General features: G+C 47.9%; 14 protein-coding genes. 13 read left to right on the top strand and 1 reads right to left on the bottom strand.

Translation table 11 applies throughout. The features are described from left to right. From pknB to D2910_RS03850, 4 genes are read left to right on the top strand one after another with little or no spacing between them, the layout of a single operon-like run. The gene (gene pknB, locus D2910_RS03865; RefSeq protein ID WP_117312439.1) at positions 1-1,983 is read left to right on the top strand and encodes a Stk1 family PASTA domain-containing Ser/Thr kinase; all 1,983 of its coding nucleotides are present in this window, start codon (positions 1-3) and stop codon (positions 1,981-1,983) included. A 14-nt stretch (positions 1,984-1,997) separates the two neighbouring features. Continuing rightward, entirely contained in the window at positions 1,998-2,894 is an 897-nt protein-coding gene (gene rsgA / locus D2910_RS03860; protein WP_084245106.1) for a ribosome small subunit-dependent GTPase A, read from the top strand. After that, positions 2,887-3,552, top strand: coding sequence for a ribulose-phosphate 3-epimerase (gene rpe / locus D2910_RS03855; protein ID WP_084245108.1), 666 nt, complete (start codon positions 2,887-2,889; stop codon positions 3,550-3,552). The genes rsgA and rpe overlap by 8 nt, the downstream gene beginning before the upstream one ends. Continuing rightward, a complete protein-coding gene (locus D2910_RS03850) occupies positions 3,549-4,190 on the top strand; it encodes a thiamine diphosphokinase (protein WP_117312438.1) in 642 nt (213 codons plus the stop codon). Before rpe ends, D2910_RS03850 begins: the two co-directional genes overlap by 4 nt. 317 nt (positions 4,191-4,507) lie before the next feature. Here D2910_RS03850 and rpmB read toward each other — a convergent pair whose 3' ends face one another. After that, entirely contained in the window at positions 4,508-4,696 is a 189-nt protein-coding gene (rpmB, locus tag D2910_RS03845; RefSeq protein WP_084245112.1) for a 50S ribosomal protein L28, read from the bottom strand. A 221-nt stretch (positions 4,697-4,917) separates the two neighbouring features. Between rpmB and D2910_RS03840 the strand changes: the two genes are divergently transcribed. The 9 genes from D2910_RS03840 (at position 4,918) to fabG (ending at position 14,085) form a co-directional block, all read left to right on the top strand. Then, positions 4,918-5,280 (top strand): Asp23/Gls24 family envelope stress response protein, encoded by a 363-nt coding sequence (locus tag D2910_RS03840; RefSeq protein WP_084245114.1) that lies wholly within the window; start codon positions 4,918-4,920, stop codon positions 5,278-5,280. Positions 5,281-5,298: 18 nt separating this feature from the next. Further along, on the top strand, positions 5,299-6,951 hold the full coding sequence (locus tag D2910_RS03835; protein ID WP_117312437.1) for a DAK2 domain-containing protein: 1,653 nt from the start codon (positions 5,299-5,301) through the stop codon (positions 6,949-6,951). Between the two features lie 183 nt (positions 6,952-7,134). Beyond that, positions 7,135-7,797 (top strand): L-serine ammonia-lyase, iron-sulfur-dependent subunit beta, encoded by a 663-nt coding sequence (gene sdaAB, locus D2910_RS03830; protein WP_084245118.1) that lies wholly within the window; start codon positions 7,135-7,137, stop codon positions 7,795-7,797. A gap of 16 nt (positions 7,798-7,813) precedes the next feature. Further along, positions 7,814-8,713, top strand: a complete 900-nt coding sequence (gene sdaAA / locus D2910_RS03825) for an L-serine ammonia-lyase, iron-sulfur-dependent, subunit alpha (RefSeq protein WP_084245120.1) — start codon at positions 7,814-7,816, stop codon at positions 8,711-8,713. Continuing rightward, positions 8,703-10,745: an ATP-dependent DNA helicase RecG gene (gene recG, locus D2910_RS03820; RefSeq protein WP_117312436.1), complete on the top strand. Its 2,043-nt coding sequence runs from the start codon at positions 8,703-8,705 to the stop codon at positions 10,743-10,745. The genes sdaAA and recG overlap by 11 nt, the downstream gene beginning before the upstream one ends. A 91-nt stretch (positions 10,746-10,836) precedes the next feature. Then, positions 10,837-11,421, top strand: a complete 585-nt coding sequence (gene fapR / locus D2910_RS03815) for a transcription factor FapR (protein ID WP_084245124.1) — start codon at positions 10,837-10,839, stop codon at positions 11,419-11,421. Beyond that, a complete protein-coding gene (gene plsX / locus D2910_RS03810) occupies positions 11,418-12,410 on the top strand; it encodes a phosphate acyltransferase PlsX (RefSeq protein ID WP_084245126.1) in 993 nt (330 codons plus the stop codon). The genes fapR and plsX overlap by 4 nt, the downstream gene beginning before the upstream one ends. Continuing rightward, positions 12,407-13,342 carry an ACP S-malonyltransferase gene (fabD, locus tag D2910_RS03805; RefSeq protein ID WP_084245128.1) on the top strand — a complete coding sequence of 312 codons (936 nt, stop codon included), beginning with the start codon at positions 12,407-12,409 and terminating at the stop codon, positions 13,340-13,342. Before plsX ends, fabD begins: the two co-directional genes overlap by 4 nt. Further along, positions 13,339-14,085, top strand: coding sequence for a 3-oxoacyl-[acyl-carrier-protein] reductase (gene fabG, locus D2910_RS03800; RefSeq protein ID WP_117312435.1), 747 nt, complete (start codon positions 13,339-13,341; stop codon positions 14,083-14,085). The genes fabD and fabG overlap by 4 nt, the downstream gene beginning before the upstream one ends. Positions 14,086-14,100 lie beyond the last annotated feature (15 nt).

Here is a 14,100-nt window from a genome sequence, read left to right as displayed (position 1 = left end):
ATGTTGATCGGCAGAAATATCAATGGCCGCTATAAGATAAAGGAATTGATCGGCGGAGGCGGCATGTCGAATGTCTACCTTGCCCATGATATGATTTTGGACCGGGACATCGCCATCAAAATGCTGCGCTACGATTTTTCGAATGAAGAAGAACTTCGCAGAAGATTCCAGCGGGAGGCTTTGTCGACCACAAGCCTGGCCCATCCGAATATCGTCAACATTTTTGATGTCGGGGAAGACGGAGCGATCCCGTATCTGGTCATGGAATATGTACCCGGAAAAACTTTAAAAGAATACATAATCGAACATTCACCGATTGCGCCGGAACGCGCAGTGAAGATTATGAAGCAATTGGCGTCCGCTTTGGCACACGCCCATCACAATCAAATTGTCCATCGTGACATCAAACCGCAAAACATTCTTATGGATGAAGAAGGCAATGTGAAAATTTCCGATTTCGGTATTGCGATGGCTTTGAGTGCAACTTCATATACGCAGACCAATTCGGTGCTGGGCACCGTCCATTATCTTTCACCTGAACAGGCGAGGGGCGGCAATGCCACAAAAAAATCGGATATCTATTCCCTGGGAATTGTCATGTATGAATTGCTGACAGGACGATTGCCGTTTTCAGGCGAATCGGCCGTTTCGATTGCATTGAAGCATTTGCAGACCGAAACACCGTCACTTCGTGAAATCGTACCGACGATTCCGCAAAGCCTTGAGAATGTCGTTTTGAAAGCTACCGCAAAAAATGCGCAGCATCGATATCAGTCAGCGGATGAGATGGACGAGGATCTGTCGACTGTTTTATTGCCCGAACGCTTGCATGAACCCAAGTTTGCCGTGCCGATAGATGAAGACGCTACACGCGCGATGCCGGCCATCAAAGATTCGTCGCCGTATGTCAACGCGGAAGAAACGATCACGAACGGCCCTGCCAAAACAAAAGGTTCGGAAGCAAATAAGAAACAAACACCGCCAAAAAAAGAAAAGAAAAAGAAATTGCCATGGGTTATTGGCATATTGCTTTTTCTTGTCATAGCCGGTTTGTCTGTCGCTCTGGCATTTCCGGATCTTTTCGGTCCGAAGCAGGCAGCTGTACCGGATGTTTCGGGTATGGAGCGGGACGAAGCGATTGAAGAACTGGAATCATATGGTTTTGTGATCGGTGAAGAACAGGAACGCTACTCAGATGAAGTCGAAGAAGGGGCAGTGATTCGTACGATTCCGGAAGCCGGTAAAATGCGAAGCGTGGAATCGGAGATCCAATTGTATTTGAGCCTCGGAAAAGAATCTGCTGAAATGGCGGATTATGTCGGCCGTAACATCGACCAGACGATGGAACTTCTCAACGCGCGTGATTTTCTTTCTGTCACGCCTGTAGAAGAGTTTTCTGATGAACCTGCAGGAACGATTCTTGAACAGACTCCCGAAGCAGGAAGCGAAATGATTCCAAGTGAAACGGAAATAGAATTTGTCGTAAGCAAAGGAAAAGATATGCGACAGGTTGACGATTTGTCAGGTTATGATGAAGCGGCGCTCAGTGAATATGCCCGGTCAACCGGCTTCCATATCAATATTACGGGCGATGAACCATCGAGTGAGGCTGCAGCCGGTACGGTGCTTTCTCAGACTCCGGCGTCTGGCAGCGAGCTGGAAGCGGGAGGCGCAATTGATGTTGTGCTGTCATCCGGACCGCCGCCTTTGCCGCAAAAAACCTATATCCATACAGTCCGGATCCCTTACGAACCTGAAACACCAGCGGAAGAAGGCGAAGAGCCGGTAGAGCAGACGGTTCAGATTTATATCCAGGATGAAACACGGACAATGGCTGATCCCGTAGAAGAATTTACAATTACCGAAGACGCTGAACGCCGCATCCAATTGGAGATTTCTGAAGGCAATCGGGCGGTGTACCGAATTGTACGGGACGGCAGAATCATCAATGAAGAAACGATCGAATACAATAATGTGGAGTAAGAAGGAGGGAACGTATGCCGAAAGGTCAAATAAGAAAAGCGCTCAGCGGGTTTTATTATGTATTGGACGAAGACGGTGAGCGTTATATCCAGTGCCGTGGACGCGGTGTATTCCGCAACAGGCAGATCTCGCCATTGGTGGGGGATTTTGTGGACTATAAAGCTGACAACGATTTGGAAGGGACAATTCTCCATGTGTATGACCGCAAGAATGAACTTGTCCGTCCTCCAATAGCAAATATCGACCAGGCAATTCTTGTTTTTTCGGCAAAACAACCGGATTTTCATCCGCTTCTGCTGGACCGGTTTCTAACTGCCATCGAATCCCATGACATTCAACCGGTCATTTGCCTGACCAAGATGGATCTGGTGAATGATGAAGAAAGATCGGCAATCATGGATTATATTGCGGATTATGAAAAAATCGGCTACGAAGTCATTCCGACTTTCATCGATGACCCTGAACTTCAGCAACGGCTCATGCCCGTACTTGAAAACAGGACCAGCGTGCTGGCGGGTCAATCTGGTGTCGGCAAGTCAACGATGCTGAATACGATCCTGCCCTCGCTGGAATTGAAGACCGATGACATTTCGAAAGCATTGAACCGGGGGAAACACACGACCCGGCATGTTGAATTGATCGAAGTCAACAGTGGTCTGCTGGCGGACACGCCCGGATTCAGCTCCTTTGATTTTGATACAATTGAGAAAGAGGAACTGTCGGGCTGCTTCCCTGAAATGGCAGAAAGATCCAACGCCTGTAAATTCAGGGAATGCCTGCATCTCAATGAACCCAAATGCGCTATCAAGAAAGCGGTGGATACCGGAGAAATTCCTGAATACCGCTATAAACATTACTTGAAATTCCTGGAAGAAATCATGACAAGAAAGCCGAGGTATTCCAATGATTAAAATTGCACCGTCCATATTGGCCGCAGACTTTTCGAAGCTGGGCGAAGAAGTGTTGGAAGTTGAAAAAGCTGGAGCGGACTGGATTCACATCGATGTGATGGATGGCCATTTTGTACCGAATATTTCCTTCGGCGCAGCCGTCATGGGCGCAGTGCGGCCGTTGACAAAGCTGCCGTTCGATGTCCATTTGATGATTGAAAACGCAGATCGGTATATAGAAGATTTTGCAAAAGCGGGAGCTGATTACATCACTGTACATGTAGAAGCGAGCCCCCATCTGCACAGAACCATCCAATTGATCCGCTCATTTGGCGTGAAACCTGGAGTTGTTTTAAATCCGCATACACCGGTAGAAGCGATTCTGCCCATTTTGGAAGATATCGATCTAGTGCTGTTCATGACGGTCAATCCTGGTTTTGGAGGACAGAAGTTTATCGCGTCGGTTCTGCCGAAAGTCGAACAGCTGTCTAAGATCATCAAAGAAAAAGGCCTTGAAATCGACATCGAAATTGATGGCGGCATCAATGAGGAAACAATTGTCGATTGTGCCAGAGCAGGAGCTAATGTTTTTGTGGCAGGATCGGCTATATATGGAAAAGAAGATCGTACGAAAGCCTTGCAAAGCATCAAAAAGGCTGGTCAAGAGGCGATCTCGTGAAGGTCATCATCATAGCAGGAGGTCCGGCAAGCGAATTGCCGGACTTTTCAATATGGCCGGAAGATACATTTATCGGAGTGGACGCCGGAACAATTGCGCTGATGGATAAGGGGATTGTGCCGTCATCAGCCGTAGGGGATTTCGACTCTGTATCACCAGAGCAATTCGCGCGGATCAAAAGGGTTTTTCCGGATCTGCAGCCTGCTTCTCCGGACAAAGATGAAACCGATACCGAAATGGCGCTGGCAGAAGCGATGGCCTATGACCCTGAAATTGTGATCGTCACAGGCGTGACAGGCGGCCGTCTGGATCATTATATGAGTGCATTGCATGCCATATACGGCTTCCACCTGAAGTACCCTGGAACTCAATTTTTCCTGATCAATAAACAGAACCGCATCCGTTTCTTGGAAGCGGGCAGCCATGAAATCCTGCGGAACAGCCGTTACCGCTATATTTCCTTCTATCCGTTCGCCGAAGAAATTAAAGGCTTCAGCCTGACAGGTTTTAAATACGAAGTAGCGGACGAAACGATTCCCTTCGGATCCACGCGTTTCATCAGCAACGAACTCGAACATGCAGGAGTTGTCTCTTTTATAGAAGGAAACTGCATCATGATTGAGAGTGCGGATGAATAGAAGTTAATGTACAGGTTGAATTTAAGTATCAGGTTTATATGATGCTTCGGCGCCAGAGAAATCTCTATAGATATGGAGCAAAACAGCGGAGACTCCCAGGCGACCCGGCGAAGTGATGAGATCCACTCGGGCGAAGCGATGCAGGAGCACGGGTTTTCGCGAGCCCCCAGGAACGCGGAGCTGTTTTGCGGAATATAGCGTTTGGAATTACTCCTAACTTATAGAGAATATTTAGTTCAACTTATATAGAAAGAAAAATCCCCACGAAAAAATGCCAGGCTGACATTTGTCAGACCTGGCATTAATCATGAGAACGATTAAACGCGCTCAACTTTTCCTGATTTCAATGCTCTTGCAGAAACCCAAACACGCTTCGGTTTGCCGTCAACAAGGATGCGAACTTTTTGAAGGTTTGCTCCCCATGTACGTTTTGTCGAATTCATTGCGTGTGAACGAGCATTTCCGGCGCGAGCTTTACGTCCGCTTACTGCACATACTTTAGCCATGTAAGTACCTCCTCACAAGTGAAGCTGAAAATTATGATAGAATTTCAGTTCGTTTTTCATTTCACATACTTTAATAATTTACCATAGACATTTGGCGTTTGCAACTAATTTTGACACCCTTTAAAGAAAAAAACCTTTACACCTGAAAACGTCCGCTTTTCTTATATAGGGGTTTGTTGTAGAATGAAAAGAGTGAAATAGGACTCAAGGAGGAATTCTTAATGTCGATTGAAATAAAAAATGACTATGGTCAAATCGATATTTCCAATGATGTGATTGCTCAAATCGCTGGCGGAGCGGCAATCGAATGTTACGGCATTGTCGGAATGGCAACAAAACATCAAATACGCGACGGCCTTACTGATATCCTGAGAAAAGAGAATTTTGCCAAAGGTGTCATTGTGCGCCAGGAAGGCTCTGATCTTAACATCGATATGTACGTGATCATCAGCTATGGCACGAAAATCTCGGAAGTCGCATACCAGGTTCAGTCAAAAGTGAAATACACGATTACCAAAACGCTCGGTATGCCTGTAAAGGCTGTAAATATTTATGTTCAAGGAGTTCGTGTTACGAACCCGTAGGAGGAGGAAGAAGCGGTTATGAAGTCATTAAACGGAGTTAAATTCGCGGAAATGGTGCAGATGGGTTCCCATCATTTGTTCCAGAACGCGGATTATGTAGATGCATTAAACGTTTTTCCGGTGCCTGACGGCGATACGGGAACGAACATGAACTTATCCATGACATCAGGGGCAAAAGAGACGGAAGCGAATGTGCAGGAGCACATCGGCAAAACGGCTTCCGCTTTGTCAAAAGGCCTATTGATGGGAGCGCGCGGAAATTCTGGCGTTATCCTGTCCCAATTGTTCAGAGGCTTCAGCAAATCGATTGCGAACGAAAGTGAGTTATCGGCAAAGCAATTGGCTGAGGCTTTTCAGCATGGGGTTGAAACTGCCTATAAAGCGGTGATGAAACCGGTTGAAGGGACCATCCTGACGGTTGCCAAAGATTCAGCGGCTAAAGGAATGGAACTGGCAAAAGATGAATCGGATATCATCGTCCTTTTTGAAGGCATCGTTACAGAAGCCAAAGCTTCACTTGAACGGACGCCGGACCTGTTGCCGGTTTTGAAAGAAGTGGGCGTGGTCGACAGTGGCGGCCAAGGGCTTGTCTATGTATATGAAGGGTTTTTGGCATCTTTGAAAGGCGAAGAACTGCCTGAGAAGCACGTCAATGATTCCATGAATGATCTTGTCAGTGCAGAGCATCACAAGAACATAGCCGGTTTCATGGATACTGCGGATATTGAATTCGGTTATTGCACAGAATTCATGGTTAAATTCGAAGACGGCAAAAAAGAATTCAATGAAGCAGAATTCCGTACCGATCTTAGTGCTTATGGCGATTCACTTCTTGTCATCGCTGACGATGAAGTCGCGAAAATCCATATCCACTCGGAAGAACCAGGTAAGGTCCTTACATATGGCCAGGATTACGGAAGCCTGATCAGTATGAAAATCGAAAATATGCGCCAGCAGCATATCGATATTGTCGGAGAAGATTTCAAAAAAGAAGGTAAAAAACAAGAAGCTGTTCATCCATATGCAGTTGTGACTGTAGCGATGGGCGAAGGCGTTGCGGAATTATTGCGCAGCATCGGTGCGTCTTATGTCATCGAAGGCGGTCAGACGATGAACCCATCGACAGAAGATATCGTTAACGCAATCCGTTCGGTTTCGGCTGAACGCGTATTGATTTTGCCGAACAATAAAAACATCATCATGGCTGCTGAACAGGCGGCTGAAATTCTGGAAATCGAAGCCGCAGTTGTGCCGACAAAAGACGTTCCCCAAGGAATGGCCGCTTTATTGGCATTCAATCCATCGGCGTCGGTCGAAGAGAACCGCGAAACAATGGCGGGTGCTTCAAAGCATGTGAAATCGGGATCGGTGACATTCGCTGTCCGTGACACATCGATTGACGGCATCACCATTAAAAAAGATGACTTCATGGGCATCTCGGAAGGCAAAATCGTGGTATCCGACAAGAGCCTGCAAAGTGTGACTGAAGAATTGGCCAAGAAACTGATCGACGCTGATTCTGAAATCGTGACGATTCTTTACGGCGAAGACATTACGGAAGCTGACGCTGAAAAGCTGGGTGAATTCATCGAATCGTTGAATGATGAAGTGGAAGTTGAAATCCATAACGGTAAACAGCCGCTGTATCCTTATATTATTTCAGTTGAATAAAAGATCAGCACATACTGGCCGATGGAGAAAAGGTGAAGCCTTTTTCTCCATCGGCTATTTTTATGGAGGAAGTTCCTCCTATGCCTTATCGCTATAAGAACATATGCTTTATTATCTTTGTCTAAAGCTGTTAAATCGTGTAAACTGGAACTATACGCAAATTGAGAGAAAGGGGTTTGAGCCATGAAGTTCAAATCTGTTTTTGATATAATCGGTCCGGTCATGATCGGGCCATCTTCTTCGCATACTGCGGGAGCTGCCCGCATCGGCCGAGTGGCCAGGGATTTGTTCGGGCGCCAGCCGGAATGGGCAAAGATCCATCTCTACGGCTCTTTCGCCGAAACATATAAAGGACACAGCACAGATGTCGCCATCGTAGGCGGCCTTCTGGATTATGATACAGACGATGAACGCATTAAAACTTCTTTTGAAGAAGCGAAAGAAGCGGGCATGGATTTTGAGTTCATCCCGGAAACCGGCCACACTGACCACCCGAATACAGCAAGGATCGTGATCGGGGACAGCCGTTCCGAAATGTCGATGGTCGGCATCTCGATCGGCGGAGGAAAGATTGAAATCACTGAGCTTAATGGCTTTCCGTTACGGCTTTCCGGAAATCACCCGGCAATCCTTGTGGTCCATGATGACCGCTCGGGCTGTATTGCAAACGTTTCCAACTGCCTTTATAAATACGATATCAATATCGGCCATATGGAAGTGTCACGACGCCAAAAAGGCGAAATGGCATTGATGGTCATCGAAGTCGACCAGACCGTGGACCTTTTTATAATGGATGAATTACGGCAGCTGCCGAATATTACGCAAGTGACAAGGATCGCTGACTGAACAGGAGGAACGGAGAATGGATGTTTTATTCCGTAACGTTAAAGAATTGGTTGAACGTGCAGAAAATGAAAATAAATTGATTTCAGAAATCATGATTGAACAGGAAATGCTGATTACACAGCGTTCCCGTGAAGATATCATGGTGCAGATGGAACGCAATCTGACTGTGATGGAAGAAGCGGTCGAAAAAGGGCTGAAAGGCGTACATTCCGTTTCAGGCCTTACAGGCGGAGACGCTGTGCTCCTGCAGGCATACATTGAAAAAGGCAATACGCTGTCAGGCCCGCTGATGCTCGACGCAGTCAGCAAAGCGGTAGCGACGAATGAAGTGAATGCAGCGATGGGCACCATCTGCGCGACACCGACTGCAGGTTCTGCGGGCGTAGTGCCGGGTACCTTATTTGCGGTTAAGAACCAATTGAACCCGACCCGTGAACAGATGATCCGTTATTTATTCACTTCGGGCGCATTCGGATTTGTCGTTGCGAACAACGCTTCGATTTCCGGAGCGGCAGGCGGATGCCAGGCGGAAGTCGGTTCAGCGGCAGCGATGGCGTCAGCGGCGATAGTGGAAATGGCCGGCGGCACAGCACAGCAAAGTTCAGAAGCATTTGCCATCACGATGAAAAATATGCTGGGCCTAGTTTGTGATCCGGTTGCCGGTTTAGTGGAAGTTCCGTGTGTCAAACGGAACGCCATGGGCGCATCCAATGCTGTTGTAGCTGCAGACATGGCTTTGGCCGGCGTAACCAGCCGCATTCCATGCGATGAAGTCATCGGTGCGATGTTTGAAATCGGCCAGTCGATGCCGAGTGCGTTGAAGGAAACCGCGAAAGGCGGACTCGCGGCTACACCTACCGGAAAATGGCTGGAATCGAAAATTTTCGGCGGATCGGTAGTCGGCAGTGGCAAGTAAGGATTCTGTCGCCGTCCTGAAGGGCGTAGGCAAACAGGGAGCTGAAACGTTGAAGGAAATGAACATTGAAACGATCCGTGATCTGATCATGACATTTCCGTACCGCCATGAAGATTTTCAGCTGAAGGATCTGGTGGATACACCGCATAATGAACGAGTAACCGTGGAGGGAAGGGTCGAAAGCGAGCCTTCCGTCCTTTTTTTAGGAAAAAATAAATCGAGGACAACAGTACAGGTGATGGTGGGCCGCCATCTGATCAAAGCCGTGTTTTTCAACCAGCATTACGTCAAAACGAAATTGCATATCGGTGAAATCGTGACATTGACCGGGAAATGGGACCGCGGCCGCCAGATCATCACCGTGTCCAACCACTCGCTTGGACCGCGTACAGACGGCGCCGATTTTGAACCTGTCTACAGCCTGAAAGGTTCAATGCATCAGAAAACTTTCCGGAAATTGATGCGGCAGGCCCTCGATTTGGCAAAAGACGATCTCGAGGAATGCATCCCATCGAAATTTTTGGCGGAATACAAATTGGCGCCTTTTTCAGAAGCGCTCGAATGGGTTCATTTTCCGCCTGACGGTGAATCATTGAAACAGGCCCGCCGCCGTTTTGTATACGAGGAGCTGCTGATGTTCCAATTAAAAATGCAGGCGTTGCGCAAAAAGAACCGGGAAGAGGAAGGCGGATCGTTTATTGATTATGATGTCGATAAAGTCCGTAATTTTGTGCAATCGCTGCCTTATGAATTGACCGAGGCCCAAAAACGGGTCGTCAACGAAATATCGAAGGATATGAAAGAGCCGTTCCGTATGAACCGTCTGCTGCAAGGGGATGTAGGCTCTGGGAAGACTGTCGTGGCAGCTATTTCCTTATATGCCACTGTGACTGCCGGATTGCAGGGGGCGTTGATGGCGCCGACTGAAATACTGGCGGAACAGCACGCCAATACACTGGCGGAATGGTTTGAACCGTTTCCTGTAACAATCGCTTTGCTGACCGGATCAGTCAAAGGCAAGAAACGGCAACTGATACTCGATCAATTGGCAGCGGGTCAAATCGATATCCTGATCGGAACCCACGCGCTCATCCAGCCGGATGTGCAGTTCAGGAAACTGGGGCTCGTCATAACAGATGAGCAGCACCGCTTCGGTGTTGACCAGCGGCGGGTGCTTAAAGATAAAGGCTATAATCCGGACGTCCTGTTTATGACAGCGACGCCTATTCCCCGTACGTTGGCCATTTCGGCTTTTGGTGAGATGGATGTTTCTGTCATCGATGAGATGCCGGTCGGCCGAAAAGAGATTCAGACGTTCTGGATGAAGAAGGATATGTTCGGTAAAATCGTTGGCCGGATGGAAAAGGAACTTGCCGCTGGCAGACAGGCTTATGTCATCTGTCCGCTGATTGAAGAATCGGATAAACTTGATTTCCAGAATGCAGTTGAACTATACAGCCAGTTATCGAGTTATTTCCATGGCAAATATACTGTCGGTCTGATGCATGGACGTCTGCATTCAGATGAAAAGGAAGAAACGATGCGATCGTTCACGGAAGGGGAAATCGCGGTTCTGGTTTCAACCACAGTGGTCGAAGTTGGGGTCAATGTACCGAACGCATCCTTCATGCTGATCTATGACGCCGAACGTTTCGGCTTATCCCAGCTGCATCAATTGCGGGGACGTGTCGGACGGGGCAGCGAGCAATCCTATTGTGTGCTGCTGGCCGATCCGAAAACGGAAATCGGCAAGGAACGAATGACGTCAATGACCGAAACGAACGATGGTTTCGTGCTGGCAGAGAAAGATTTGAAACTCCGGGGGCCGGGAGATTTCTTCGGGCGGAAACAAAGTGGCTTGCCTGAATTCAAAATGGCTGATCTGATCCATGACTACAGAGCATTGGAGACGGCAAGGAAAGATGCTGAAAGCCTTGTGAACAGTGATGAATTTTGGACGAGTGGTGAAACGGCATGTCTGCGCAGGATGCTCGAGGAATCGGGCGCTTTGTCGATGGCACGGCTGGATTAAGGATGCAGGGCTTGTCATTAGCCCTTGCATTCTTTTTTTATAGCCAATATACTGATATTAGTACCAAGTGCTAATAGCGGGCGGTGACAATGTGAAAAGAACAAAAAGAGAACGGCAAACTGCTTTAAAGGAATCGATAAATGATAATCCGTTCGTGACAGATGAGGAATTGTCGGCTGAGTTTAATGTCAGCGTCCAGACGATCCGACTCGACCGGATGGAATTGTCGATACCTGAACTGCGTGAGCGGATCAAGCATGTGGCCGTCAAGACTTTTGAAGATGAAGTGAAATCCCTGCCGATCGATGAAGTGATCGGAGAGATCATTGATATTGAATTGGATGAAAAAGCGATTTCGATTTTTGACGTCAAGCAGGAACATGTTTTTCAGCGCAACCAAATTGCCAGAGGCCATCACCTTTTTGCGCAGGCCAATTCACTGGCTGTAGCGATTATGAATGAAGAGCTGGCATTGACCGTAAAATCCGAATTGCAGTTTCTGCGGCCGGTGAAAGCCGGACAGCGGATCGTGGCAAAAGCGACTGTCATCGACAGGCAGCCTGAAAAGAACCGTGCTTTTGTAAAAGTGGTCTCAACGGTTGACCAAGTGACAGTTTTTATTGGTACATTTGAAATGTATCGAATGACGGAACAAAGTGAAGGTGAAGTTGGATGAAGATAGCAGTTGATGGAATGGGCGGAGATAACGCCCCGAAAGAAATAATCGCAGGGGTCTACAAGGCGCTTGATGAATTTAAGGATCTGGAGATTCAGTTGTTTGGACACCAGGAAAAAATGCAGGAATTCCTGAAAGACCATGATCGCTTAACGGTTTTCCATTGTGAAGAGATGATTGAAGCGGAAGACGATCCGGTTCGTTCTGTCAGAAGAAAGAAAGACGCTTCGATGGTGCGCATGGCACAGGCTGTCAAAGATGGCACAGCGGATGCTTGTGTGTCAGCCGGCAATACGGGTGGATTGATGTCGGCTGGGCTGTTTATCGTCGGACGCATCGATGGTGTCGACCGGCCAGCATTGGCGCCGACATTACCGACCATTGACGGCAAAGGTTTCGTTATGTTGGATATGGGAGCGAATGCTGAAGCGCGTCCGGAGCATCTGGTGCAATACGCCATCATGGGCAGCATCTATGCCGAAAAAGTACGCGGCATCGAGAATCCTACGGTGGGCTTGCTGAATATCGGAACAGAAGAGAAGAAAGGGAACGACTTGACGAAAGCCGCCTTTCCTTTATTGAAGGAAGCACCGATCAATTTCGTCGGCAATGTGGAATCCCGTGATCTACTTAATGGGGTGGCTGATGTTGTTGTAACGGATGGCTTTACCGGAAATATGGTGCTGAAAACGATTGAAGGCACAGCGATGAATGTGTTCGCGATGATCAAAGATGTTTTCATGTCATCAATGAAAACAAAATTGGCTGCTGCACTTGTTAAAGACGATATGCGCGGTTTGAAAGGCATGCTGGATTATAGTGAGTACGGCGGAGCTGGGCTGTTCGGCCTCAAAGCGCCTGTGATTAAAGCACACGGTTCTTCAAACAGCACCGCTTTCTTCAATGCCATTCGCCAAACCCGCACGATGATCGAGTTTGATGTGACCGGAACAATTTACAACACGGTGAAAAAGGAGCAGTCGGAATGACAAAAATAGCATTTATCTACCCGGGACAAGGTTCCCAGACAGTCGGGATGGGCGAAACCTTTTTAAGCGATGAAAGAAGCCGGAACTTTTTTGACGAAGCGGATAAAGCCCTTGGCATGAAATTATCCACTTTGATGCTCGAAGGCCCATCAGAAGAATTGACCCTTACATACAATGCGCAGCCAGCTTTGCTGACGGTCAGCGCGATGATTACGGAACGTTTGGCGCGCGAAGGGATTGTGCCGTCCTATACAGCAGGCCACAGTCTTGGGGAATACAGCGCTTTAGTAGCTTCGGGTGTCATGAAATTTGAGAACGCAGTGGAAATCGTCCACAAACGCGGACTTTTCATGAACGAAGCGGTACCGGCAGGCGAGGGAACGATGGCGGCCATCCTTGGTATGGATGCGAAAGAACTGGAAGAAGTGACGAATCAGGCTACTGATTCAGTTGGCGTTGTCCAATTGGCCAATTTGAACAGTCCGGGTCAAATCGTCATTTCAGGAACAAAAGCTGGAGTTGAAGAAGCTTGCAGGCTGGCTAAGGAAAATGGTGCGAAAAGGGCGATTCCTCTTGATGTCAGCGGCCCGTTCCATTCTGAATTGATGCGTCCCGCGTCACAGGATTTATCGGAAGTTCTGAGCAAGGCATTTCTGATGAATGCCAATGTTCCGGTTGTAGCCAATGTCACGGGGGAAACGGAAACAAACGCTGCGCAAATCCAGGATCTTTTAGTCCGCCAATTGTACTCTCCGGTTTTATGGGAGCAATCGGTTCGTAAAATGATCGAATTGGGTGTTACAGTTTTTGTCGAAATTGGCCCAGGAAAAGTGCTTAGCGGATTGGTTAAGAAAATTGACCGTTCGGTGACTGTATTGCCGGTCAATGACGTTGAATCATGCGAAAAAGTGATAGAGGAGCTGAAAAAATGAGCGACTTAAATGGTAAGACAGCCATCATCACTGGTGCTTCGAGAGGCATCGGGGCTGAAATCGCGAAGCGGTTCGCAGCAGCGGGTGCGAATGTCGTAGTCAATTACAGCGGCAGCCAGCAAAAAGCGGAAGCAGTCGTAGAAGCGATAGAAGAAAATGGCGGAAAAGCCATTGCGGTAAAAGCGAATGTGGCAGATGCAGATACAGTCAAAGCCATGGTCGATGAAACGATCTCTCATTTCGGGACAGTCGATATCCTTGTGAACAACGCAGGAATTACACGTGACAACCTGATGATGCGCATGAAGGACGATGAATGGGACGACGTGATCAATACCAATTTAAAAGGTGTTTTTATTTGCACGAAAGCCGTCACACGCCAGATGATGAAGCAGCGCTCGGGCCGGATCGTCAATATCGCTTCGATTGTCGGAGTCATGGGCAATGCCGGACAGGCGAATTATGTCGCTTCCAAAGCTGGTGTCATCGGTCTTACTAAGACAACAGCGCGGGAATTGGCGAGCCGGGGTATTACCGCAAACGCTGTGGCTCCAGGATTCATTACCACGGAGATGACGGATGGATTGAATGAAGAGATTCAGCAATCCATGATGTCCCAAATACCGCTTGGCCGTTTCGGAAAACCCGAAGAAGTGGCGAAAGCCGCGTTATTCCTGGCTTCTGATGAAGCGTCCTATATGACGGGGCAGACATTGCACCTTGACGGCGGGATGGTCATGTAATTTGTAATTCTGTAT

The sequence above is a fragment of the Planomicrobium okeanokoites genome (assembly GCF_003428875.1).
Classification (GTDB): Bacteria; Bacillota; Bacilli; order Bacillales_A; family Planococcaceae; genus Planococcus; species Planococcus okeanokoites.
The sequence above is the reverse complement of the archived record's forward strand: the minus strand, read 5'-3'. Positions and strand labels throughout refer to the sequence as shown.